Here is a 23,811-nt window from a genome sequence, read left to right on the forward strand (position 1 = left end):
GCGCCGCCGGCACCGTGGCCACGGCCGCAGGACCGCGCGGAGCCCGTCCGGGCCGCGCGGTCCCGGCGTACGGACACCCTCCCCCTCGTGGTGCCGCAGACCGGCGTCCTCCAAGTGGTCGGGAGCACGGTCTCCCCACACGACGGGGTCTCGCTCTCGCGTGTAAGGTCGGTCGGCCGTTCGCGCGGATGCTCATGGCGAGCCGGGTGCGGCGTCGGATGGCCCCGGTGTCGAGGGCCCCGCGCGCCGGGCCGTCGACACCGGGGCCGGGCGGCCACCGGCGCAACGTCCCGTGCTCGTGATCCGGGTGCGCCCGCGGGCGTCCCGTCAGGGTGGCGGTCGTGCCGGCACCCCGGCCCGCGCCGGGCTGGGCACTCAGGGCGCCACGGCCGTCTCCGGGAGCGGGTGTGCCTCGTGGTCCTCGGCGACCGCAGGCACCCGTGAGCCGTCCTGCGTCGCGCGCGGCCCGAGCAGCCCGTACACCAGGCCGCCCACCGCACCCGAGAGTACGAAGCTGCAGTCGACCCCGCCGGTCAGCTCGAGCAGCGGACCTTCGAAGAACGGGGTCGACACGGCGGCCAGCCCCACCACGGCCCCGACGGCCCAGGCGAGCGTCGCCCGCGGCTCCCATCCCGCTCGGAACCAGTAGGTCCCGCCCCTGGCGCGCCGGTTGAAGACCTGCAGCGCGTCGGCATCGTACGTGCCCCGGGCACGCAGATCGCCGATGAGGGTGATCACCGCCCAGGGGGTGCCGATCGCGGTGAGGAGCAGCACGAACGACGTCATCGCCGACTGGGCGTCCCAGGCGAAGTGCCCGAGGAAGACGAAGCCGGTCGCCACCACCGCCACGATCATGGTGGCGCGGGTGCGGCTTGCGCCGGGGACGATCGCGTCGAGGTCCAAGCCCATCGAGTAGAGCATCAGCCCGGCGTTGCCCACGGAGCCGGCCGCAGCGGCGAGCAGTAGCGGAATCAGGTACCAGCTGGGGGAGGCCGCCACCAGGGGGCCCGCGTAGTCAGTCGAGGCCCGCGCCGCCAGGGCGGTGAACGTACCGAACAACTGGGGCACCAGCAGACCGGCGAACAGGCCCAGAGACGTGGCGTGGAGCACCGTGCGAGGTCGGTGCCGCTGCGGCGATATGTAGCGGGTGTAGTCGCCGAGCAGGGTGATGAACGCAATCGGGCCGCTCAGCCCCGCGGCCACGGCGGAAAGTACCCACGTCGGCCAGAACGTCCCGAGCAGATAGGCGGCGTCCGCTGGTGCTGCGGGGGTGAAGTGCGGAGCGTACGCCACGAGGCCGACGGCCAGGAGTGCGGTCATCCCGAGAGCCAGGACCTTGCTCAGCTTCAGCAGCAGCCGGTAGCCGTACACCGCACCGATCACGGTGAGCGCTGCCAGCACGGCGTAGACCGACGCGTGGGTGCCGTCGCCGTCGGGCAGCCCGACGAGCCGGGCCAGTGTGCCGACCATGACGTCGCCGCCTATCCACAACGTCAGCGCGGTGTAGCCGAGGGACAGCAGGAGGCCGACGACCGAGCCGATGAGCCGCCCGCGCACCCCGAAGAAGGCGCCGCTGGACGTGGAGAGGTTGGTGGCCGTGCGCAGCGACACCAGAGCAAGGGGTGCCGTGACCACCACACCCGCCAACGTGCCCGCGACCACAGAGGTGACGGAGCCCCACAAACCGAGTCCGAAGGACACCGGCAGCCAGCCGAAAACGATCACGCCGAGGCAGAGGTTGGAGCCCAGCAGGATGGCGATGAGGTCACGTGGACCGCTGGTGCGTTCCTCTTCGGGGACGGTGTCGACTCCGCGTCGTTCGATCGGCATCGGGTGCTCCCTACTCACAGGCGAGGATTTGAGTACTGCTCAATGTGAGCCCTCCTTGCATGGCCAGTCAATGCTTTCTGTCTGGCAGAATGATGGTTAGAGTGTCACTCGAATACCTGGAATCGGATGAACAGGTTCCGGCGTGGGTCTCCTCCCGGGAGCCGCCGTGGACCTACAGGGAGGTGTGGTGACGTGCGGCTGACCCCGACCGAACGCGACCGGCTGCTGCTCTTCAGCGCGGCCGAACTGGCCCGTGCCCGTCGCGCCCGTGGACTCAAGCTCAACGTCCCCGAAGTGACCGCGCTGGTTGCCGACACCGTGTGCGAGGCGGCCCGGGACGGGCGGCGGCTCGCCGAGGCCGTTGAAGCGGCCCGCTCCGTCCTCGGCCCCGAGGACGTCCTCCCCGGCGTCACCGATGTCGTCACCGAGGTCCATGTGGAGGCGGTCTTCGATGACGGATCACGGCTCGCGGTCGTCTCCGACCCCATCGGGGGCGGCAGCCTCGGCGACACGGCACCCGGCGCCGTACTGCCCGGACCCGCGGACCCCGACCCGGAGCCGGTGCTACGACTGACCGTGAGCAACACCGCGGCCGTCCCCGTGAGCGTCACCTCCCACTTCCATTTCTTCGAAGCGAACCCGCGCCTCGACTTCGACCGCTCCGCGGCCTACGGGATGCGTCTGTGCGTCCCGGCCGGATCGTCCGTCCGCTTCGATGCGGGCGGCGAGGTCGAGGTCGGCCTCGTGCCCATCGGGGGCGACCGCGTCGCCGTCGGATTCGCCGGCCTCGTCGACGGCCCGCTCGACGCCCCCGGCGCCCGGGCCGAGGCGCTGCGCAGGGCGGCCGCCTGCGGCTACCTCGGTGCGGCGGGACAGCAGCAGGAGGGCCAGTGACCGCAATGGATCCGCATGAGTACGCGAGCGTGCACGGGCCGCGCGCGGGGGACCGGGTCGTGCTCGGAGACTCGGGGCTCGTGGTCCGCGTCGAGTCCGACTCACAGCGGCCCGGTGACGAGTTCCTCGCGGGCTTCGGCAAGACCGCCCGCGACGGACTTCACCTCAAGGCCGCCGGGGTCCGCGAGACCTGCGATGTCGTGATCAGCAACGTCCTCGTGATCGACGCCGTGCAAGGTATCCGAAAGGTGTCCATCGGGATCCGCGAAGGCCGTATCGCCGGGATCGGCAGGGCGGGCAATCCCGACACCCTCGACGGTGTCGACGTCGTCGTCGGCACCGGCACGTCCATCGTCTCCGGCGAAGGCCTCATCGCCACCGCCGGTGCCGTCGACACCCACGTCCACCTGCTGTCGCCCCGCATCATGGAAGCCTCCCTCGCATCCGGCGTCACCACGATCATCGGCCAGGAATTCGGCCCGGTCTGGGGGGTTGGCGTCAACTCGCCATGGGCGCTGCGCCACGCCTTCAACGCCTTCGACGCCTGGCCCGTCAACATCGGCTTCCTCGCCCGCGGTTCGTCCTCGGGTGACGCCCCACTCGTCGAAGCGCTCGCCGAGGGCGGCGCCTGCGGTTTCAAGGTCCACGAGGACATGGGCGCCCACACCCGGGCACTCGACACCGCCCTACGGGTCGCCGAGGAGTACGACGTCCAGGTCGCCCTGCACAGCGACGGCCTCAACGAGTGCCTGTCCGTCGAGGACACCCTCCGGGTGCTCGACGGCCGGACGATCCACGCCTTCCACATCGAGGGCTGCGGCGGCGGGCACGTCCCCAACGTGCTCAAGATGGCGGGTGTGCCGAACGTCATCGGCTCGTCCACCAACCCGACACTGCCGTTCGGGCGCGACGCCGTCGCCGAGCACTACGGAATGATCGTCTCCGTACACGACCTCAAGACCGATCTGCCCGGCGACGCAGCCATGGCGCGCGACCGCATCCGCGCCGGCACGATGGGTGCCGAGGACGTGCTGCACGACCTGGGGGCGATCGGCATCACCTCGTCCGACGCGCAGGGCATGGGGCGCGCCGGGGAGACCGTGCGCCGCACCTTCGCCATGGCCGGGAAGATGAAGGCCGAACTCGGCCCCCTCGACGGCGACGGCCCCCATGACGACAACGCACGCGTCCTGCGCTACATCGCCAAACTGACCGTCAACCCGGCTCTCGCACACGGCCTCGCGCACGAGATCGGCTCGATCGAGATCGGCAAGCTCGCCGACATCGTGCTGTGGAAGCCGCAGTTCTTCGGTGCGAAGCCGCAGCTCGTCCTCAAGGCGGGATTCCCCGCGTATGGCGTCACCGGCGACCCGAACGCCGCGACCGACACCTGCGAACCACTTGTCCTGGGGCCACAGTTGGGCGCCCACGGGGCCACCCCGGCGGACCTCTCGGTGGCCTTCGTCGCACGGGCGGCGACGGCCCGGGGCGACGACCGGATGCCCACCCGCCGGCGCCGCGTCGCCGTCCGCGGCACCCGCGGCATCGGTCCGCGAGACCTGCACCTCAACTCACGGCTGGGCAGTGTGGCCGTCGACGCGCGTACCGGACGCGTCACCCTCGACGGCGACCCGGTCCGCTCGGGCCCCGTCGAGTCCATGTCCCTCAACCGCCTCTACTTCCTGTGACCCCTCACCCAAGCCAAGGACCCGTTATGACCTTCAGCATGCCGCCCGAGTGGTCCCCCCACGAGCGCACCTGGATGGCCTGGCCCGGCCCCAACCCGACGTTCACCGACGACAGGCAGCTCGCAGGAGCCCGTACGGCGTGGGCCGAGGTCGCCCGCGCGGTGCACCGCTTCGAGCCGGTCACCATGGTCGTCGGCCCGGGCCAGACCACAGAGGCCCGTGCACTGCTCGGAGACGGCATCGACGTCGTGGAGCGCGAGCTCGACGACGCCTGGATGCGTGACATCGGGCCCACCTTCGTCACCGACGGCCGCGGCGGAATCGCCGCAGTGGACTGGGTGTTCAACGGTTGGGGCGCCCAGGACTGGGCCCGCTGGGAGCACGATTCCAAGATCGCCCGTCATGTCGCGGACCTCGCGAACGTGCCCGTCCACTCCTCCGGACTGGTCAACGAGGGCGGCGCGATCCACGTTGACGGCGAGGGAACCGTCCTGTTGACGGAGACGGTCCAGCTCGGCGCGGGCCGCAACCCCGACTGGTCGCGCGAGGAGGTCGAGGCGGAGATCCACGCCAAGCTCGGCACCGAGAAGGCGATATGGCTGCCGCACGGCCTCACGGGCGACTACGGGCTCTACGGCACGCAGGGCCACGTCGACATCGTCGCCGCCTTCGCCCGACCGGGCGTCGTGCTCGTCCACAGCCAGCAGGACCCCGCCCACCCCGACTACGAGCGCTCCTGGACGTACGTCAACCTGCTGAGCCGGCAGACGGATGCCCGCGGCCGGGCCCTGGAGGTCGTCGAGGTCCCGGCGCCGACCGTCCTGAAGGACGAGGACGGCGGGTGGGTCGACTATTCGTACATCAACCACTACCTCTGCAACGGGGGCGTGGTGTTGTGCGCCTTCGACGACCCCAACGACGATTCGGCGGCCCGCATCTTCCGTCGGCTGTTCCCCGAACGCACGGTGACCCAGGTCGACGCCCGTGCCGTCTTCGCGGGTGGGGGCGGTATCCACTGCATCACCCAGCAGCAGCCCAGGCCCTGAGTGCCGTGGGCGCGGTCCGTGCCCGGGAGTTCGACCAGGAGGCCGCCGCCCGCGCCGGTGTCCGCGGTGCCGGACCTCCCTCCGCCCGCAGAGGAGCCGTCCCGCGGCGCGCGGGCGGGGGCGGACCGCGACCCGCGACCGTTCGGCCGGATCGGGTAGAACGTACGGGTGAAGCCATTGTCCCGGAAGATCGCCGCATGAGCCCCGCGGCCCGTCGTCGCAACGTCGCCCCGCCGCGTGAGGAGGTCCTCGCCGCGGCCATGGCGACCATCGCCGAGCGCGGTCTCGACGGGCTCACCATGGCCGGGCTCGGGCGAGAGGTCGGGATGAGCAGCGGCCACCTGCTCTACTACTTCCGCACCAAGGACGAGCTGCTGCTGCAGACCCTGGAGTGGAGCGAGGGGCGACTCGGAGCAGAGCGCAGCGCGCTGCTGTCCGGGCTTGGCCCCGTGCGCGACCGCCTCGACGCGTACGTCGACCTGTACGTACCGGACGGGCCGCGCGACCCGCACTGGACACTCTGGCTGGAGGTGTGGAACCGCTCCCAGAACGCCGGTGACGATGCCCGTGCCCGGCAGGCCGCGATCGAACGCGCCTGGCACCGGGACCTCGTGGCGCTACTCGCCGAGGGCATCTCCCGCGGTGAGTTCCGAGCCGTCGACCCGGACCGCTGCGCCGCACGGTTCCGGGCTCTCCTCGACGGCTTCAGCGTCCACGTGGCGGTCGGCATTCCGGGTACCAGTCGTGCGCAAGTCCTGGACCACGTGCGGGAATTCCTCGACGAGACGCTCCGCTAGCCGGCACCTGCGAACGCAACGCACGCAAGTACTCCCGATCGTTGCGGCCTGCATCCTTGTCCGCCCCGGTCCGCTGCGGCACGTTTGCCGACCATGGGACGAGAACACTGGAAGAAGATCTGGGTCGGCTCCGCGGGCAACATGGTCGAGTGGTTCGACTGGTTCGTGTACGCGAGCTTCGCGACGTACTTCGCGGGTTCGTTCTTCCCCGAGGGGAACGACACCGCCAAGCTGATGAACACCGCCGGAATCTTCGCGGTCGGGTTCTTCATGCGCCCCGTCGGCGGCTGGCTGCTCGGCCGGATCGGTGACCGCCGGGGCCGCAAGGCGGCGCTGACCCTCACCGTCACGCTGATGTCCGCGTCCGCGGTCCTCATCGCCGTGGCGCCGACCTACGCGGTCGCCGGATACGGCGGAGCCGCCGTGCTGCTCGTCGCGCGACTGCTGCAGGGGCTGTCCGTCGGCGGCGAGTACGCCGCGAGCGCCACCTACCTCACCGAGGCGTCGGCGCCGCAGCACCGCGGTTTCGCCTCGAGCTTCCAGTACGTCTCCATGACCGCGGGACAGATCGTCGGCCTCGGACTGCAGATCGTGCTCCAGCGCACCATGTCCGACGCCGCCCTGCACAGCTGGGGCTGGCGCATCCCGTTCGTCGTCGGCGCGCTCGGCGCGGCGGTCGTCTTCTACCTGCGCCGCTCCATGCTGGAGACCGAGGTCTACGAGGAGTCGGCCGACGACACCCCGTCCGGGGGCAGGGGCACGCTCAAGGCCCTGTGGGCGCACAAGCGCGAGGCGTTCCTCGTCGTCGCGCTGACCATGGGCGGCACGGTCGCGTACTACACGTACACCACCTACCTCACGAAGTACCTGTCCAATTCCGCGGGACTGCCCAAGCAGACCGCGACCCTGGTCTCCTTCTGCGCTCTGATCGTCTTCGCCTGCCTGCAGCCGATCGCGGGCAGGTTGTCGGACCGCATCGGCCGCCGGCCGCTGCTGATCACCTTCGCCCTCGGCTCGACCTTCCTGACCGTTCCGATCATGACGATGCTGCAGCACGCGGGCTCCTTCTGGCCGGCGCTCGGCCTCTCACTGCTGGCTCTCGTCGTGATCACCGGCTACACGTCGATCAACGCTTGCGTCAAGGCGGAGTTGTTCCCGACGGGGGTGCGCGCGCTCGGCGTCGCCCTTCCCTACGCCATCGCCAACGCGCTCTTCGGCGGGACCGCCGAGTACGTGGCCCTCTGGTTCAAGGACGTGGGTGCGGAGTCCGGCTTCTACTGGTACGTCGCGGGCTGCGCGGCGGTGTCGCTGGTGGTCTACCTGACGATGCGGGAGACGCGGGACATCGACCTCGTCCGGGTGGGCAGGCCCGCGCCGCCGAGGGAGTCCGGGGCGGTGAGGACGCCGGCGGCGTCCGGCTGACCGGACCGCGGGGCGCGCCGGTGGCGCCGCTCACCGCCGCGCCGCCGCGTGCTCCGGCCCGAGGCGCCGCTGCATCTCCAGGAGTGCGTCGGTGGCCACCCTGCGGATCCGCGCCTCCTGCCCAGCGCCCGCGACGGCACTGGTCCTGAGGACGGTCCGGCCCGTCCGCCCGGTGAGGACGAGGTAGCGGTTGTCCACCCCCGTGCCGTCGTCGGCGGTGACCTGGGACCCCTCCTCGGCCACCACCTCCTCCAGGCCGGGCACCTCGGGCGGCGGTGTCTCGTGCACCCCGGTGTAGAGGGCCTTCCCGCCGTGCTGGGTCGGGCACCGCCGGATCTGGTCGGGTACCTCGGCGACGTACCGTTTCGCAGTGGGATCGTCGGTGAACACCCGCACTTCGGACGTACCGGTGAGGCCCGACGAGGGGTGCAGGACGACCCGCTGCACGGCGGCGAGTGTGCCGCTGCGGGCGGCCCGGCCGCCGTACTCGCAGTTCCCCAGGACCACGTCCTCGTCGGCGGGGTCGAACTCGTACGGATCGGCCCTTCCGAAGCCGGGCCCCCAGTCCGGGGGCGCCAGCACCACGTTCGACGCGAGGGCGTGCGCGGCGGCCGCCCGCGTGCCGCCGAGCGAGGGCGGGGCGGCGGGCCCGCCCCGTCCGTCGCCCCGCAGCGAGGTGACCACGACGATGGCGAGCACCAGCGCCACCAGGGCGGCACCGACGGCCAGTGCGATGCCGTGCCGCGCGCCTCCGCGAGGACGCCGGGGGTCGGGACCCGGTCCGGGCGGCGGCGGTACGGGCCCGGCCGGAGGCCCGCTCGGCGGTTGCGAAGTCATGGCCTTCCCTTGTCATCGGACCTCGGCCACCCGTGCCCGCTGATCGGGCGCGCTCCGAGGCAGCACTCCCGCGGGGCTGCCCGCATCGTGAGACCGGCGTCCATGTAGGCGCACATATGTGGCACACTGCCATCGTGCTCGCATTCGCCATGATTATCGGCAGCAGCGCGCCGGTCCGCAGTGACCGCTGACCCGTGGACAGCCACCCCCGAGGCAGCGGCACCGTGCCCCAGACCCGCGCGCAGACCTCTCGCACCCGCGAGGGGTCTTTTCGTTTTCCGGCCCCACCCCGGTCGAACTCGAAGCGCGCGAAGATGGGGGCAGGTGGATCCAGTCATTCCGGAGCCACTCATCCGACAGGAGTCACAACAGCCATGACCACAGAGGCCACGGACACCGATAGGGACGGCGTCCTCGACGACGGTTTCCATGTCTTCGACACCACCCTGCGCGACGGCGCGCAGCGCGAGGGCATCAACCTCACCGTCGCGGACAAGCTGACCATCGCCCGGCACCTCGACGAGTTCGGCGTGGGCTTCATCGAGGGCGGCTGGCCCGGTGCCAACCCCAGGGACACGGAGTTCTTCGCCCGGGCCCGACAGGAGATCGAGTTCAGGCACGCCCAGCTCGTCGCCTTCGGCGCCACTCGCCGGGCAGGAGGCTCAGCCGCGGAGGATCCCCAGGTCAAGGCGCTTCTCGACTCGGGCGCGCCGGTCATCACCCTGGTGGCCAAATCCCACGACCGCCACGTCGAACTGGCCCTGCGCACCACCCTCGACGAGAACCTGGAGATGGTCCGCGACACCGTTTCCCATCTGCGTGCCCAGGGGCGTCGGGTCTTCGTGGATTGCGAGCACTTCTTCGACGGCTACCGGGCGAACGCGGAGTACGCCAAGTCCGTCGTCAAGGCCGCGTCCGAAGCGGGGGCGGACGTGGTCATCCTCTGCGACACCAACGGAGGCATGCTGCCCGCCCAGGTCCAGGCGGTCGTCGCCACCGTGCTCGCCGACACCGGCGCCCGCCTCGGCATCCACGCCCAGGACGACACGGGCTGCGCCGTGGCGAACACCCTCGCGGCCGTGGACGCCGGTGCCACCCACGTCCAGTGCACCGCCAACGGTTACGGCGAGCGCGTCGGCAACGCGAACCTCTTCCCGGTCGTCGCGGCCCTGGAACTGAAGTACGGCATGCAGGTGCTGCCTGCCGACGCCCTGCAGGAGATGACCCGCATCTCGCACGCCATCGCCGAGGTCGTCAATCTCACCCCGTCCACGCACCAGCCCTACGTGGGGGTCTCGGCCTTCGCGCACAAGGCCGGGCTCCACGCATCCGCGATCAAGGTCGATCCGGACCTCTACCAGCACATCGACCCGGAGCGGGTCGGGAACACGATGCGGATGCTCGTTTCCGACATGGCGGGCCGCGCCTCCATCGAACTCAAGGGCAAGGAACTCGGCATCGACCTGGGCGGCGACCGCGAACTGGTCGGCCGGGTCGTCGAGCGGGTCAAGGAACGCGAGCTCAAGGGCTACACGTACGAAGCCGCCGACGCCTCGTTCGAGCTGCTGCTGCGCGCGGAGGTCGACGGGAGGCCCCCGGCCTTCTTCCGCACGGAGTCCTGGCGGGCGATCGTCGAGGACCGGCCCGACGGCAGCCACGCCAACGAAGCCACCGTCAAGATGTGGGCCAAGGGCGAACGCATCGTCGCCACCGCCGAGGGCAACGGCCCCGTCAACGCCCTGGACCGGGCGATGCGCGTGGGGCTGGAGCGGATCTATCCGCAACTCGCCAAGTTGGAGCTGGTCGACTACAAGGTCCGCATCCTCGAAGGGCGCCACGGCACCGAGTCCATCACCCGGGTGCTGGTCACCACGGCGGACGGCAACGGCGAGTGGTCGACGGTGGGCGTCGCGGAGAACGTCATCGCGGCGTCCTGGCAGGCCCTGGAGGACGCGTACACCTACGGACTGCTGCGGGCGGGCGTCGAGCCGGCGGAGTAGATGCCCGCACCGGGCCGCGGTGGGGACACGGCCGTCTGCGTGCCGGTCGGTCCGGCGGGCGCGCCGTGCGGCGCCATGCCCCCGCCCGGGCGGAGCCGGCGCGAGCGGCCGGGGCGTGTGCGCTGGTCCGGTCTCGGCGCCGGAGCCACGGGGAGGGGCGTGGATGGGTTCTCGGCGGGTGGTGACGCGCCCCGTGGCGTTTGCCCGGAGGCCGGACGCAAGCGGTCCCGAGTCGCGGTTGTGCCGTCCGGAGGAGGTCGACTGATGTACCGGAGCGGGGCGACTGATGTATAGGACATATGTCCTCGTTCTCATCCTTCAGGTAGTTTCGATGTCATGAGGACCCGGCCGTTCCCCTTGCTGTCGACCCTCGCCGGGCTGACACTCCTTCTGCTGCTGGCCCTGGCCCCCGTCGCCACGGGTGCCGCGACCACCGGCATCTCCGATGCGGCCCGAGCCCTGAAACAGGGCCCGGTCTACGTCGCCCCGGGCGCCCGCGCGCAACTCTCCGTGTCCGACCAGCAGGCCCTCGCGCAGAAGATCGAGAGCGCGGACAAGCCCGTATTCATCGCCGTGTTGCCCACGGGCGACCAGTTCCCCGCCGACACCGTCCTGAGGGACCTGCGGACCGCGACGGGCATCACCGGGCTCTACGGCATCCGCCTCGGGGGCGGCTTCAACGCCGGTGCGGACCGTACGGTCATGTCGGCCAACGCCGTACAGAACGTCGTGGCGGGAGTGAAGGCGCCGGGCGTCGACGCCTCCACCCAGCTCAACAACTTCGTCGACCAGGCACTCCCGACCGTGCGCGGTACCGCGCCGGCCTCCTGGAGCAGCAGCGGTCCCGTGACCCCCGGCGTCTCGGTCGGTTCGCTGATCACGCTCGGGACCGTCGTGCTGGCGGGCGGCGCGGGTGCGTACGCCGTCGTCCGCCGCAACCGCCGGCGCAGGGCACAGGAGGAGCGTGCGGCGCTCGAGAAGCTCCGTGTCGTCGTCGACGAGGACATCACCGCCTACGGGGAGCAGCTGGACGGACTCGACTTCCACCCCTCGGAGCCGGGCGCCGACGACGCGATGCGCGCCGACTACGAACGCGCGCTGGACTCGTACGAGAACGCCAAGTCCGCCATGGCTGCGGCCGAACGTCCACATGACGTCCGCGCCGTCACCGAAGCGCTCGAGGAGGGCCGGTTCTCGCTCACGGTCCTGGCCGCGCGGCGCGCGGGGGCGCCACTTCCCGCGCGCCGGGCGCCGTGCTTCTTCGACCCGCGCCACGGCCCCTCGACGACCGACATGACCTGGGCCCCGGCCGCGGGCACGGCGCGCCAGGTCCCGGTCTGTGCTGCCGATGCGGTCCGGCTCCAGGAGGGCCGCGACCCCCTGGCGCGCCACGTCGACACCGATTCCGGCCCCCGGCCCTACTGGGAGGCGGGCCCGGCTTACGGCCCCTGGGCGGGCGGCTACTTCGGCGGTGGCGTCCTCCCGGGGCTCCTCGTCGGCACGCTCCTCGGCAGCGCCCTGTCCACGCCCGCCTATGCGGCCGAGTACGGCGGTGGGGACTTCATCGGCGGCGACTTCTCCGGCGCGGACTTCGACGCGTCGGACTTCGGATCGTCCGACTTCGGCGGCGGCTTCGGCGGCGGCTTCGGCGGCGGGGGCGGATTCGACGGAGGAGGCGGCTTCTGATGCGCACCAAGAAGTGGAACATCGAGATCGTCATCACCGAGAGCGATCGGACCACCCAGGCGGAGGCGCGTCTGCGTGGCCGGAACGCCGAACTCTTCGTCGGCGAGGGCACCGCCCACCGCAACAGCACGGACGAGGACGTCCCCCACATCGGCGACGAGCTCGCCGTCGCCCGGGCGCTGAGCGGCATGAGTCACGAACTGCTGCACGAGGCGGCTGCGGAGATCGAGACCCTCACCGGAGAACGGGTGGGGCGGTTGCGGAAGTAGCCCGGCGGGAGACGGTCGGCCCTGCGCCGCTACCTGGTGGCCGCGGGCCTTCTCGCTCGCACGAGGGACGGTAGTCGATACCGGCGCGTCGCCTGATCCGCCCCACGACTGCCGGCGCGCCGAACCCCCGTCCTCCGTCGGACGGGGGTTCACGGCTCCATCTGCCGGTCAAGCAACGGCCCGTCAGGAGGCGGCCTTGATCGCGGAGATGTCGAAGTTCAGCCTGACCTTGTCGCTGACCATGACCCCGCCGGCCTCCAGCGCGGCGTTCCACGTCAGGCCCCAGTCGGACCGCAGGATCTCGGCGCTGCCCTCGAAGCCGACGCGCTCGTTGCCGTAGACGTCGGTCGCCGCGCCGTTGAACTCCAGGTCGATGGAGAGGGGTCGGGTCACGTCCTTGATCGTGAGGTCGCCGGTGATGCGGAAGGTGTCACCGCCGAGCTGCTCGGCCCTTGTCGAGCGGAACGACATCAGCGGGAACTGCTCGGCGTCGAAGAAGTCACCGCTGCGGAGGTGGCCGTCGCGGTCCGCGATGCCGGTGTCGATGCTGGCGATCTTCACGTCGATGACGGCGGTGGAGGCGGACGGGGCGGAGCCGTCGAGGTGCAGTGTGCCCTCGTGTTCGCCGAAGGTGCCGCGCACATTGGTGACCATGGCGTGGCGGACCGTGAAGCCGATGCTGCTGTGGGCCGGGTCGATCGTGTACTCACCGGTCACGGCGGTCAGCGCCGGGCCCACTTCGCGGCTGGTGGTGGCGACGGCTGTTTCGTTGCTCCTGCGGGTGAACAGACCCATGGCGTTACTCCTCGGGGCGTGGTGGTCGGGCGGTTACGGTGGCCTTCACGGCCACTCGTTGAATCTTCAACGACACTCACCATAGAACCATTCCCGTTCAATGTTCAACATTCTTGGGTCCTTCTCCGTCAGCCCCTGAGCGACCGGTGCCCGACGCCTGCGGCGGAGGCCGCTGCGGACGACGACCGGGCTGTGCGGAAGCGGCCGGTCACCGTGGTCGTCGACGGTGCGGAGAGGGTGACGCCACCGGTGCTGCGGGCGACGGGCGCGGCGTGGCGCGTGCCAGCCGACCTCGCCGGCGCCCAATATGTCGAGCGGGAGGCCGCCGGCGTCCCTGCCGGCGACGGCCACGGCCACGGCCACGCGGGCCGGGCGGCGCCCGCTTCTCCTGCACCGGTCGGTCCGACCGTCCGGGCCGTGGCGCGACCCGCCCGCTCGCCGCCGGCCCACCACCGCAGGTACCGCACCACCGCACCCCTCCACCCGCAGGCCCACGCCACGTTCCTCCGGGAGGCTTCCGTGCCGCTCCTGCCCCCTCGCACCCGCCGCGCTTTCCTCCTCGCCTCGGGGGTGGGAGCGCTCGCGCTCGCGATGTGCCCGCCGGCCTCCGGGGCGACCGGTCGCCGTTTCGCCACGGCCGACCAGTACACCGTGCTGCGGAAGCGCTGGCTGGACATCCAACTGGGTGCGGGCTTCGACCCGTCCGTCGAGCCCTACGCCACCCGACTCGCCCAGACCGGGGCGCTCGCCCGTACCTTCCGTGCCTCCATGGAGCCCGCCGACGATTCGCTCTGGCCCCGGCTGCGATTCCCCCCGCCGTCCGCCATCACCAGCAGCTACCGCCGGCTGTGGACGATGACCCAGGCCTACCTCCAGCCCGGCACCGGACTCACCGGGGACGAGACCCTGCTGGCCGACACCGTCCGTGGGCTCGACCACCTGTCCTCCCGGGGCTACCACGCCGCCACCACCCCCTACGGAAACTGGTGGGAGTGGCAGATCGGCAGCCCGCGCCTGCTCATGGACATCACCGCCGCCCTCCATGACCGTCTCACCGAGGAGCAGCGCCAAGCGGCCTGCGCCGCCGTCGACCACTTCATTCCGGAGTCGGCCCTGCGCTCCTACGCGGGCACGAGCACCGGAGCCAACCGGGTGGACCTGTGCCGTTCCGTCGTCCTGCGCGGCGTGGTCGGCGCGGATCCGGACAAGATCGCGCTCGGCAGGGACGCCCTCTCGCCCGTCTTCCCCTACGTCACCGAGGGCGACGGCCTCTACGCGGACGGCTCGTTCGTCCAGCACACGTGGGTGCCTTACTCGGGAACGTACGGCCAGGTCGTGCTCGACGGACTCGGCCGGCTCTTCGCGCTGCTCGCCGGATCGCCCTGGGACGTCACCGATCCGCACCGGCAGATCGTCTTCGACGGCGTGGAGCGGGCCTACGCGCCGCTGATCCGCAACGGCCTGATGATGGACAGCGTCAGCGGGCGGGCCGTCAGCCGGGGGTACCTGGCCGGTGACTCCCGAAGGATCATGCGGGGCGACCACTTCCACGGCCAATGCGTGATCGCGGCGATCGCGCTCCTCTCGGCGAGCGCATCGGCCGGCGAGCGGACCCGCTGGCAGTCCTTGATCAAGGGATGGATCGAGCGGGACCGGGTCTCCCCGGTGCTGACCGCGCGACAGTTCGGGGTGGCCGATCTTGCACGGCTGCACGCCGTGGTCGGGGCGAGCGTCCCGGCCGCCCCGGAGCCCGTCGGGCACACGCTGTTCGCCGCGATGGACCGGGCCGTGCACCGGCGGCCCGGTTGGGCCGCGAACATCGCCATGGCGTCCGAGCGGATCGCGTTCTACGAGTGCGGCAACGGCGAGAACCCGCGCGGCTGGCACACCGGTGCCGGAATGCTCTACTGGTGGCCGGGCGACGAGCACGACGACCAGTACACCGACTGGTTCTGGCCGACCGTCGACTGCTACCGACTCCCGGGCACCACCGTGTCGACGAAGCGACTCACCGACAACGAGGGTGGCGAGTGGGGCGCGGCCAGACCTGCGGTGCAGTGGGTCGGTGGGACGACCGACGGCGAGTGCGCGGCCGTCGGCCAGCACCTCAAGGGGCTCGGTTCCACGCTCGACGCACGCAAGTCGTGGTTCTGCACCGCGGACGCCGTCATCTGCCTCGGCGCCGGCATCACGAGCACGGACGGGGTGCCCGTCGAGACGATCGTCGACAACCGCAACCTCGGCCCGGCCGCCACGCCCGGTTTCACCGTCGGTCCGGACCTCCGCTGGGCGCACCTCGAAGGCCACGGAGGCTGGATCTTCCCCGGAGGGGATGCGCGGCTGCGCACCCTGCGCGAGGCGCGCAGCGGGTCCTGGCGGGACATCAACGCCACCAGCACGACCGAGCGGCGGGTCCGTCACTACCAGACCCTGTGGCTCGACCACGGGACCGATCCGGTGAACTCCTCGTACGAGTACGTTCTGATGCCCGGAGCCTCTGAAGGGGCTCTCGCGGCCCGTGCCGCCGACCGCCACTGGATGGAGGTCCTCGACAACTCCGCCCGTTGCCAAGCGGTCGCCGTCCCTTCCCTCGGCCTCATCGCTGCGAACTTCTGGCGGGGTGTCACCGTGGCGTCGCTGGGTGTGACCGCTCCGGCGAGCGTCCTCGTGCGTCGGAGCGGCCGCAACGCTACGCTCCACATCGCCGAACCCCCGCGTACGGGGCGGGTGCTGGAGGTCGCATGGGCGAGACCGGTCCGCCGCGTCCTGCATCGGGACGCCTCCGTGGAGGTCCTCGCCACGGGGCGCGCGCTGCGTCTGCGCGTCGCGCCGGGAACGGCAGGTGGCGTACATGAATGCCGGGTATCCCTGGGCTGACGACCTTGTGGGATGGCCACAAGTCGCGACGGGGTCACACTGGCACTTCGCCTGCACTGCGAAAAGGTTCTGTCCGGGGCTGACAGCAGAACGGGCGCGAGACTGTACGGAGTCAACGGCAGGATTTTCTTGGTCGGCTCCGTAGGGTTCGTACATGACCGTTTTGGACGAGACCGCGGGTGAGCCGACTGACGCACGTGGGCGTGTGGCCGAGTTGTACGCCCTGCGTGACCAGGCGCGGCGCGGGCCGAGTGATCGCGCGACCGAGGCGCAGCACGCCAAGGGGAAGCTGACCGCACGCGAGCGCATCGAGCTGCTGCTGGACGCGGGGTCGTTCCGCGAGGTCGAGCAGCTTCGGCGGCACCGGGCCTCGGGCTTCGGTCTGGAGGCGAAGAAGCCGTACACCGACGGTGTGATCACCGGTTGGGGCACGGTCGAGGGCCGGACCGTTTTCGTCTACGCCCATGACTTCCGGATCTTCGGCGGTGCACTGGGCGAGGCGCACGCCACCAAGATCCACAAGATCATGGACATGGCCATCGCCGCCGGCGCACCGCTGGTCTCGTTGAACGACGGCGCGGGCGCCCGTATCCAGGAGGGCGTCTCGGCGCTGGCCGGCTACGGCGGCATCTTCCAGCGCAACACCCGGGCCTCCGGCGTCATCCCGCAGATCAGCGTGATGCTCGGCCCGTGCGCGGGCGGCGCGGCCTACAGCCCCGCACTGACGGACTTCGTGTTCATGGTCCGTGACACCTCGCAGATGTTCATCACCGGCCCCGACGTCGTCAAGGCGGTCACCGGCGAGGAGATCACGCAGAACGGCCTGGGCGGTGCGGACGTCCATGCCGAGACCAGCGGCGTGGCGCACTTCGCCTACGACGACGAGGAGACCTGCATCGCCGAGGTGCGGTACCTGCTGTCGATGCTGCCGTCCAACAACCGCGAGAACCCGCCGCACACGCCCAGCGAGGACCCGGCCGACCGCCGGTCCGACGTCCTGCTCGACCTGGTGCCCGCGGACGGCAACCGGCCCTACGACATGCACAAGGTCATCGAGGAGATCGTCGATGACGGCGACTACCTCGAGGTCCACGAGCGGTGGGCGCGCAACATCATCTGCGCGCTGGCCCGACTGGACGGCCAGGTCGTCGGCATCATCGCGAACCAGCCGCAGACCCTCGCCGGCGTGCTGGACATCGAGGCGTCGGAGAAGTCCGCGCGGTTCGTCCAGATGTGCGACGCTTTCAACATCCCGATCGTCACCCTGCTGGACGTGCCCGGCTTCCTGCCCGGAGTCGACCAGGAGCACGGCGGCATCATCCGCCACGGCGCGAAGCTCCTGTACGCCTACTGCAACGCGACCGTGCCCCGGATCTCGTTGATCCTGCGCAAGGCCTACGGCGGTGCCTACATCGTCATGGACTCCCAGTCGATCGGCGCGGACCTCACCTACGCCTGGCCCACCAACGAGATCGCCGTGATGGGTGCGGAGGGCGCAGCCAACGTCATCTTCCGCCGCCAGATCGCCGACGCCGAGGACCCCGAGGTCATGCGCGCCCGCATGGTCAAGGAGTACAAGGCCGAGCTCATGCACCCGTACTACGCCGCGGAGCGCGGACTGGTCGACGACGTCATCGACCCGGCCGAGACCCGCGAAGTGCTCATCCGCTCGCTCGCCATGCTCCGCACCAAGCACGCAGACCTGCCGTCCCGCAAGCACGGCAACCCCCCGCAGTAACCCACGAGGAGACCGCTGCAGATGACCATCTCCGCCGAATCCCTGCTCCGGGTCGAGAAGGGCCACGCCGACCCCGAGGAACTCGCCGCGATCACCGCGGTGCTCCTCGCCCGGGCCGCCGCCCAGCCCGAAGCCGCCCCGGCCCACCGCGGGCGCAGCACCGCCGGCTGGCGCCGGCTGGAGCGCCAGTCCGGCTTCCGCGCCCCGCACAGCTGGCAGGGCTGACGCACTTCCCGTCCGTCGGCCACACGGAGGCCCCCGTTCGCAGGGATGCGAACGGGGGCCTCGCGCGCTCCTCAGCGGGCGTCGCTCCGCGGTGCCCCGGAACGACCGTGCGCCTCCGCGGCGGCCTTGAGGTCCTGCAGCCAGGCGATGAGCGACCCGTCGAGGGCGGCGAGCATTCCTTCCGGGTCGGCGGCGACGGGCGCGCCCGACCACGACTCCTCGGTGACGACGAGCGTGCCGCCGTCGCGGGGCTCCAGCGTCCAGCGATGGGTCCCGTCGATACCCGAGGCGGGACCGCCCCAGGCGATGTGGCGTCCCGCCGCAAGCGACGTCACCGTGGAGGTGATGTCCAGGCCGTGGGTGAGCCACCGGAAGGAAGCGCCCACCGCCAGCTCGCCGGAGAGCGCCGCGGAGTCGACGCCCCGGTTCCACTCGGGCCAGGCGTCGATGTCCGTGTGGAGCCGCCAGACGGCTCCCACCGGTGCGTCGATCGTGATCTCATGACGGGTCGTGATCATGCCGAGGTCTCCTTCGGGGTGTCGGTGTCGGTGCTGTCGTCCGCGTCCGGGATCCAGGAGCCGTGGATTCCGGACGGTACCCGGCGGGGCAGCTCCACGGTCGCGACGGGTGAGCCCGACGGTGCAGACGCGTCGAGGACCAGCAACTGTGAGGAGTCCCGCACGAGATCGCTGACGACGGTCAGCAGGTAGCCGTCGTCCTCGCGGGTCGCCCCGGAGGCCGGTACGAAGACGGCCTCCCCGGGCATCCGGCCGGCTCCCATCAGCACCAGCTCCCGGGAGCCGGTGACGTGATCGTGCTTGGCGATGGCGTACTCGTCGAGACCGGGACCGGGGAAGGCCACGGAGTACCCGAAGCGGTGGGGGACCCCGGTGAACTCCTCGTTGATGGTGGGGAACTCGGCCGAGAGGTCGTCCACCAGATCCTCCGTGGCCCCACCGGTCACCGGGTCGAGCGTCCAGCGGTAGGGGGTCGCGCCGGTCATGGGCTGGGGGGCGTACCCGGGGGCACCGGTCCACCACTTCCAGGTCTGTTCCCAGGCTCCCCGGTCGTAGCGCGGGCCGGTCAGCACGATCCGGCCCCGCTCGTCCTCGTACGCGTTGGCCACGTGCAGCAGGGCACCGGGTTCGACCTCGTACCACGTCACCACCGGGGGCCCCGAGCGCGGCATCACACCGATGCGCGGGACGTAGGTGTCGCTCCAGCGGTAGGGGATCCCCGAGCGCTCGGCCGGGTTGAAGACCACCGGGAGGTCCAGCCAGACGACGTGGCGCGAGGTGAGGCCGAAGTCGTGCATCAGGGAGGGCCCGGCCCCGTCGACGACCTCGGCGCGCACGATCTCGCCCCGGGAGTCGGCCACGTAGTAGGTCAGGTAGGGAGGGAACGGGCCGTAGCCGAAGAAGTGCAGTTCGCCCGTGATCGGATCGGTCTTGGGATGCGCTGTCATCGCGGTCTTCAGCTTCCCGCCGAAATCGAAGGCGCCGACCGTGTCGAGCTCGGGTGTCAACTCGTAGGGAAGGTTCACCTCCTGCAGTGCGAGGATGCGGCCGGCGTGCTCGATGACGTGGGTGGCGGCTTCGCTCGCGGCGAGGTCGGGCACGCCGTCGGCACCCATGTAGGGGGCTCCTTCGAGGGCGGGCGTGCGGATCCAGCGGTTGCGGTACCACTCGGCGCGGCCGCCGCCGAGCCGGAGCCCGTGGACCATGCCGCTGCCCTTGAACCAGTGGGTGGGGGTGTGGCCGGGCCGGGGGTTGTGCCCGTTGCGGAAATAGCGGCCGTTCAGCTCTGGGGGAAGGGTGCCGTGGACGGTGAGTCCGTGTGCGGTGATCTCGTCGGCGACGGGCGCGTAGTGCCCGCCGACGTACGGCTTGGGCGTGGCCTTGGTGGTCATGACTGCTTCCTCCGGGAGGTGAACGTGGTGGTGAACGTGGCGGTACAGGTGGTCGCCGCGGCGAGCACCGTCGCGGTGGCGAAGGCGGCTGCGTGGTCGGCCGGTGTGGGTGCCACGGCCGTCATCAGGGCGAGGCCGAGCGCCCCGCCGAGTTGCCGCGTGGTGTTGAGCAGGCCGCCTGCCAGGCCCGAGTCGGCGCTCGGAACGCCCTCGGCGGCCAGAGCGGTAAGCCGGACGAACGCCGCCCCGAGTCCCACGCCGATGAGCAGCGAGGGGCCGAGCAGATGGACTTCGAACGAGCCGTCGTCCGGAGCCAGGGCCAGCAGGGCGAGTCCGAGGGTGAGGGCGAGGAGGGCTGCGGGCGGCCCGGTGCGGGCGGGCAGTCGGGGCGCCAGGACGGAGCCGGCGATGACGGCGAGTGCGAGCGGGAGCTGGGTCAGCCCAGCCGCCAGTGGTCCGTAGCCGAGGACCTGCTGCTGGTAGAGCGGCAGGAAGTAGAAGAGGCCCACCCAGACCGCGCCGAGCAGCACCATGGCGGCATTGGCCACGGCGACGCTTCCCGTGCGCAGCAGCCGCGGCGGAACGAGGGGGGCCCGCGCTTTCGACTGGCGGACGCAGAAGGCGGCGAGGAGGGCTGCGCCGATACTGCCGACAACGAGGTCCTTCGTGGTCAGGGCGTGCACGAGGGCGGTCAGACCCGCGGCAGAGAGGAGGGCGCCCAGCACGTCGGTGCCACCACCGGCCGGGGTGTCCGCCGGGACCAGGGCGAGGGTCGCCGCGAGGGACGCGACGGCGACCGGCACCACGACCAGGAACACGGCGGGCCAGCCGTAGAGCTGGGTGAGCAACCCGCTCAACAGCACTCCGGCCGCCCCGCCGGCACCGGAGACCGCGCCCCAGAGCCCGAGCGCCCGCCCGCGACCGGGGCCTTCGGGGAAGAGGGTGAGGACGAGGGCCAGCGCGGCGGGTGCCAGGAACGCGGCCCCCACGCCCTGTGCCGCGCGGGCGGTGATGAGGAGCGGCGCCGACGGGGCGCCGGCCGCGCCGAGCGAGGCCAGCGCGAAGAGAGTCGTGCCCGCCGTGAACACCCGGCGGCGACCGAGGAGATCCGAAAGCCGTCCGCCGAGCAGCAGGAGCGACCCGAAGGCCAGGACGTAGGCGTTGACCACCCAGGAGAGTGCGGCCGCGGACATGTGCAGTCCGTCGCGGACGGAGGGGAGTGCCACGTTCACGATGGACGTGCTGAGGACGACGAGGAACTGGGCCGTGGCGAGGGCCGCGAGTGCGGCCCGCCGTCGCGGTGCCTGCCGTATGTCGGGTGGCTCTGCCGTCGCCGTCACGATCTCCTCCTTTGAAGAGAGTGGTTAATCACTCACTCGTTGGTTCCCGGAAAGAGCCGCGTGGTCCGCGGCCCTCGTGGTGGGTCTGTCTCAGTAGTGTCGGATGCCGGCCAACAGCGTTCTGGTCCAGGGTGCGTCGGTCTCCGTCGCGCCGATGGACACCACCACGTTGCACAGGAATCCCGTGGCGAAGAATCCCTGGATCGACTCGTCGGTCGCGCCGGAGGCGGACCGTACGTACTCCACCAGTCGTGCGTACATCGTCTGCACGGCCACTCTGATCGCCGGTTCGCTCGCTGCGCAGTTCGCGTGCATGAGTACCCTGAGCAGGTCGTCCCGGTCCGCGATCAGATGTGCGTACGCGTCGCCCATCGCGTCCAGCACGGCAGCCGGCTCGGCGCTCCCGACCGTGCTGACCGCTTCGGCCAGCCGCTCCCGGATCAGTCGGGAGCAGTTGTCGATCACGGCGACGAACAGGGCTTCCTTGTCGGGGAAGAGTCGGTACAGGTACGACTGCGAGATCCCGGCTCCCTTGGCCACCTCCGTGGTGGACGTGCCGTAGTACCCGCGCGCTGCGAACGCCCTGGAGGCGGTGGTCAGTACGTCACCGCGTCGGGCGTCGGCCGTGGAGAGCTGCCGCGTCTTCGTCGTAGCCATGTGAGTAATAGACCACTCACACATGATCGATGTCAACCCCACCGCTATGACCGCACGGGGGACGCGGAAGGCCCCGCGCTCCGTCACGGAGCGCGGGGCCTTCCCTGCGGTGGGATGGTGCCGGGCAGGGACCCGGCGACGGTTACCGCAGTCGTGCCATGAGTGCGTGCTCGACGAGGGTGATGAGTGCGCTTTTGGCGTCGGCGCGGTGGCGGGCGTCGGTGGTGATGATCGGGGTGTCGGGGCCGATCTGGAGTGCTTCGCGGACTTCGTCGGGGTTGTAGGGCTGGTGTCCGTCGAAGCCGTTGAGGGCGATGACGAAGGGCAGGCCGCTGTTTTCGAAGTAGTCGACTGCGGGGAAGCAGTCGGCGAGTCTGCGGGTGTCGACGAGGACGACGGCGCCGATGGCGCCGCGTACGAGGTCGTCCCACATGAACCAGAACCGGTCCTGTCCGGGGGTGCCGAACAGGTAGAGGATGAGGTCCTGGTCGAGGGTGATGCGGCCGAAGTCCATGGCCACCGTGGTGGTGGTCTTGTCGCCGGTGTGGGTGAGGTCGTCGATGCCGGCCGATGCGGACGTCATGACGGCCTCGGTACGCAGCGGGTTGATCTCTGAGACGGCGCCGACGAACGTGGTCTTGCCCACGCCGAAGCCGCCCGCAACCACGATCTTCGCGCTGGTGGTTGAGCGGGCTGCACCGCCGCTAGAGCTTGCGAAGTCCACTGAGCACCCTTTCGAGCAGTGTCACGTCTGGCTGGCCGCCGGCGGACTGGTCGCCGCCGGGCTGGTGGATGGCGACGAGTCCGGCCTCCGCCAGGTCGGCGACGAGGATCCGGGCAACGCCGAGGGGGATGGAGAGGAGTGCCGAGATCTCAGCCACCGACTTGATCTCGAAGCACAGCCTGCAGATCCGCTGGTGCTCGGGCAACTGCCCTTGCAGCCGCGCGGGATCGGCTGTAGTGCTGACCAGCGCCTCGATGGCCAACTGGTAGCGCGGCCGGGTCCGGCCGCCGGTCATCGCGTACGGACGGACCAGCGGGTTGTGGTTGACCGAGGCGGGGGCGGGCTCGGGGGGCCGCCGGGGCTGGACGGGCTGGATCCGGGGACTCTGCGGCTGCCCGTACGACGGGTCGTACGGCTGCTGCGGCCGTTGGTAGGGCTGCGGGCCGCTGCCTCTGCCGTTGCTCGGTGCGGAGGGAAAGTTGAAGCGGTTCTGACCCTGCTCACCCGAGGACTGTTGAGCACCTTCATAGGGGTGTCCGCCTGGGGGTGTTGCCACTTTTCCTCCTCCGAGTGCCCGTACGCCCGGTCCAAGTCCCTGTGGAGCCGCGCCACCGCACCTTACGGCGCGGTGGCGGCAAACGCACTGCCGTTCAGCTAGTTGAGAAGACTTCCTTGCAGTTCGGCACGCAGGTCCGGGGTGAGGACACTGCCCGCACGATCCACCAGGAGGGCCATCTCGTAGCCCACGAGGCCGATGTCGGCCTCCGGGTGGGCGAGTACGGCCAGCGAGGAACCGTCCGAGATGGACATGATGAAGAGGAAGCCGCGCTCCATCTCCACGACGGTCTGGTTGACCGCGCCGCCCTCGAAGATCCGGGACGCTCCCGCGGTCAGCGAGGTCAGCCCGGACGCGACGGCCGCCAGCTGGTCGGCGCGGTCGCGCGGGAATCCCTCGGACATCGCCAGCAGGAGTCCGTCGGCGGAGACCACCACCGTGTGGGACACCCCGGGGGTGTTGTCCACGAAGTTGGTGATCAACCAGTTCAGATTCTGCGCCGCCTGGCTCATCGGGCTCAC

General features: G+C 70.9%; 22 protein-coding genes. 12 read left to right on the top strand and 10 right to left on the bottom strand.

From position 1 onward, the window contains the following. Positions 1-375 precede the first annotated feature (375 nt). Positions 376-1,830, bottom strand: coding sequence for a cytosine permease (locus tag ACFXOM_RS13800; protein WP_384933746.1), 1,455 nt, complete (start codon positions 1,828-1,830; stop codon positions 376-378). 192 nt (positions 1,831-2,022) lie between these two features. Here ACFXOM_RS13800 and ureA point away from each other — a divergent pair, with 192 nt between their 5' ends. The 5 genes from ureA to ACFXOM_RS13825 all read left to right on the top strand — a co-directional run bounded on the left by ureA (position 2,023) and on the right by ACFXOM_RS13825 (position 7,677). Beyond that, a complete protein-coding gene (gene ureA, locus ACFXOM_RS13805; RefSeq protein WP_384933749.1) occupies positions 2,023-2,724 on the top strand; it encodes an urease subunit gamma in 702 nt (233 codons plus the stop codon). A 5-nt stretch (positions 2,725-2,729) separates the two neighbouring features. Beyond that, positions 2,730-4,412 (top strand): urease subunit alpha, encoded by a 1,683-nt coding sequence (locus ACFXOM_RS13810; RefSeq protein WP_384934081.1) that lies wholly within the window; start codon positions 2,730-2,732, stop codon positions 4,410-4,412. A 26-nt stretch (positions 4,413-4,438) separates the two neighbouring features. Further along, positions 4,439-5,458 carry an agmatine/peptidylarginine deiminase gene (locus ACFXOM_RS13815; protein ID WP_385037971.1) on the top strand — a complete coding sequence of 340 codons (1,020 nt, stop codon included), beginning with the start codon at positions 4,439-4,441 and terminating at the stop codon, positions 5,456-5,458. 197 nt (positions 5,459-5,655) lie between these two features. Beyond that, positions 5,656-6,255 (top strand): TetR/AcrR family transcriptional regulator, encoded by a 600-nt coding sequence (locus ACFXOM_RS13820; protein WP_384933755.1) that lies wholly within the window; start codon positions 5,656-5,658, stop codon positions 6,253-6,255. A 93-nt stretch (positions 6,256-6,348) separates the two neighbouring features. Further along, the gene (locus ACFXOM_RS13825; RefSeq protein WP_384933758.1) at positions 6,349-7,677 is read left to right on the top strand and encodes an MFS transporter; all 1,329 of its coding nucleotides are present in this window, start codon (positions 6,349-6,351) and stop codon (positions 7,675-7,677) included. Positions 7,678-7,707: 30 nt separating this feature from the next. Here the strand turns inward: ACFXOM_RS13825 and ACFXOM_RS13830 are convergent, their stop codons facing one another. Next, on the bottom strand, positions 7,708-8,514 hold the full coding sequence (locus ACFXOM_RS13830) for a hypothetical protein (RefSeq protein ID WP_385037974.1): 807 nt from the start codon (positions 8,512-8,514) through the stop codon (positions 7,708-7,710). A gap of 374 nt (positions 8,515-8,888) precedes the next feature. Between ACFXOM_RS13830 and cimA the strand changes: the two genes are divergently transcribed. The 4 genes from cimA to ACFXOM_RS13850 all read left to right on the top strand — a co-directional run bounded on the left by cimA (position 8,889) and on the right by ACFXOM_RS13850 (position 12,565). Next, positions 8,889-10,514 (top strand): citramalate synthase, encoded by a 1,626-nt coding sequence (gene cimA, locus ACFXOM_RS13835; RefSeq protein WP_384933764.1) that lies wholly within the window; start codon positions 8,889-8,891, stop codon positions 10,512-10,514. 336 nt (positions 10,515-10,850) lie between these two features. Beyond that, complete coding sequence (locus tag ACFXOM_RS13840; RefSeq protein ID WP_385037977.1) at positions 10,851-12,200, top strand: hypothetical protein; 1,350 nt, start codon at positions 10,851-10,853, stop codon at positions 12,198-12,200. Beyond that, positions 12,200-12,469, top strand: coding sequence for a DUF1876 domain-containing protein (locus ACFXOM_RS13845; RefSeq protein ID WP_384933769.1), 270 nt, complete (start codon positions 12,200-12,202; stop codon positions 12,467-12,469). Before ACFXOM_RS13840 ends, ACFXOM_RS13845 begins: the two co-directional genes overlap by 1 nt. 21 nt (positions 12,470-12,490) lie before the next feature. Further along, complete coding sequence (locus ACFXOM_RS13850) at positions 12,491-12,565, top strand: DUF2087 domain-containing protein (RefSeq protein ID WP_384934084.1); 75 nt, start codon at positions 12,491-12,493, stop codon at positions 12,563-12,565. An 87-nt stretch (positions 12,566-12,652) separates the two neighbouring features. Here the strand turns inward: ACFXOM_RS13850 and ACFXOM_RS13855 are convergent, their stop codons facing one another. Further along, entirely contained in the window at positions 12,653-13,264 is a 612-nt protein-coding gene (locus ACFXOM_RS13855) for a YceI family protein (protein WP_384933772.1), read from the bottom strand. 591 nt (positions 13,265-13,855) lie between these two features. Here ACFXOM_RS13855 and ACFXOM_RS13860 point away from each other — a divergent pair. From ACFXOM_RS13860 to ACFXOM_RS13870, 3 genes are all read left to right on the top strand, one after another. Further along, positions 13,856-16,141, top strand: a complete 2,286-nt coding sequence (locus ACFXOM_RS13860; RefSeq protein WP_384934087.1) for a polysaccharide lyase 8 family protein — start codon at positions 13,856-13,858, stop codon at positions 16,139-16,141. A gap of 154 nt (positions 16,142-16,295) precedes the next feature. Then, entirely contained in the window at positions 16,296-17,879 is a 1,584-nt protein-coding gene (locus ACFXOM_RS13865; protein ID WP_384933775.1) for an acyl-CoA carboxylase subunit beta, read from the top strand. A gap of 21 nt (positions 17,880-17,900) precedes the next feature. Next, positions 17,901-18,104: an acyl-CoA carboxylase subunit epsilon gene (locus ACFXOM_RS13870; RefSeq protein ID WP_384933776.1), complete on the top strand. Its 204-nt coding sequence runs from the start codon at positions 17,901-17,903 to the stop codon at positions 18,102-18,104. Between the two features lie 71 nt (positions 18,105-18,175). On the opposite strand, the gene ACFXOM_RS13875 is transcribed toward ACFXOM_RS13870, so the two are convergent. The 7 genes from ACFXOM_RS13875 to ACFXOM_RS13905 all read right to left on the bottom strand — a co-directional run bounded on the left by ACFXOM_RS13875 (position 18,176) and on the right by ACFXOM_RS13905 (position 23,802). Then, positions 18,176-18,622: an SRPBCC family protein gene (locus ACFXOM_RS13875; protein WP_384933779.1), complete on the bottom strand. Its 447-nt coding sequence runs from the start codon at positions 18,620-18,622 to the stop codon at positions 18,176-18,178. Next, positions 18,619-20,013, bottom strand: a complete 1,395-nt coding sequence (locus ACFXOM_RS13880) for a carotenoid oxygenase family protein (protein WP_385037980.1) — start codon at positions 20,011-20,013, stop codon at positions 18,619-18,621. The genes ACFXOM_RS13875 and ACFXOM_RS13880 overlap by 4 nt, the downstream gene beginning before the upstream one ends. Next, on the bottom strand, positions 20,010-21,353 hold the full coding sequence (locus tag ACFXOM_RS13885; protein ID WP_384933784.1) for an MFS transporter: 1,344 nt from the start codon (positions 21,351-21,353) through the stop codon (positions 20,010-20,012). The genes ACFXOM_RS13880 and ACFXOM_RS13885 overlap by 4 nt, the downstream gene beginning before the upstream one ends. A gap of 90 nt (positions 21,354-21,443) precedes the next feature. Next, entirely contained in the window at positions 21,444-22,010 is a 567-nt protein-coding gene (locus tag ACFXOM_RS13890) for a TetR/AcrR family transcriptional regulator (RefSeq protein ID WP_384933787.1), read from the bottom strand. Between the two features lie 142 nt (positions 22,011-22,152). After that, positions 22,153-22,734 (bottom strand): ATP/GTP-binding protein, encoded by a 582-nt coding sequence (locus ACFXOM_RS13895; protein ID WP_384933790.1) that lies wholly within the window; start codon positions 22,732-22,734, stop codon positions 22,153-22,155. After that, positions 22,715-23,290: a DUF742 domain-containing protein gene (locus ACFXOM_RS13900; RefSeq protein WP_384933793.1), complete on the bottom strand. Its 576-nt coding sequence runs from the start codon at positions 23,288-23,290 to the stop codon at positions 22,715-22,717. Before ACFXOM_RS13900 ends, ACFXOM_RS13895 begins: the two co-directional genes overlap by 20 nt. 98 nt (positions 23,291-23,388) lie before the next feature. Further along, on the bottom strand, positions 23,389-23,802 hold the full coding sequence (locus ACFXOM_RS13905; protein WP_005311461.1) for a roadblock/LC7 domain-containing protein: 414 nt from the start codon (positions 23,800-23,802) through the stop codon (positions 23,389-23,391). Between the last annotated feature and the right edge of the window lie 9 nt (positions 23,803-23,811).

Source organism: Streptomyces sp. NPDC059169, assembly GCF_042755225.1.
Lineage (GTDB): Bacteria > Actinomycetota > Actinomycetes > Streptomycetales > Streptomycetaceae > Streptomyces.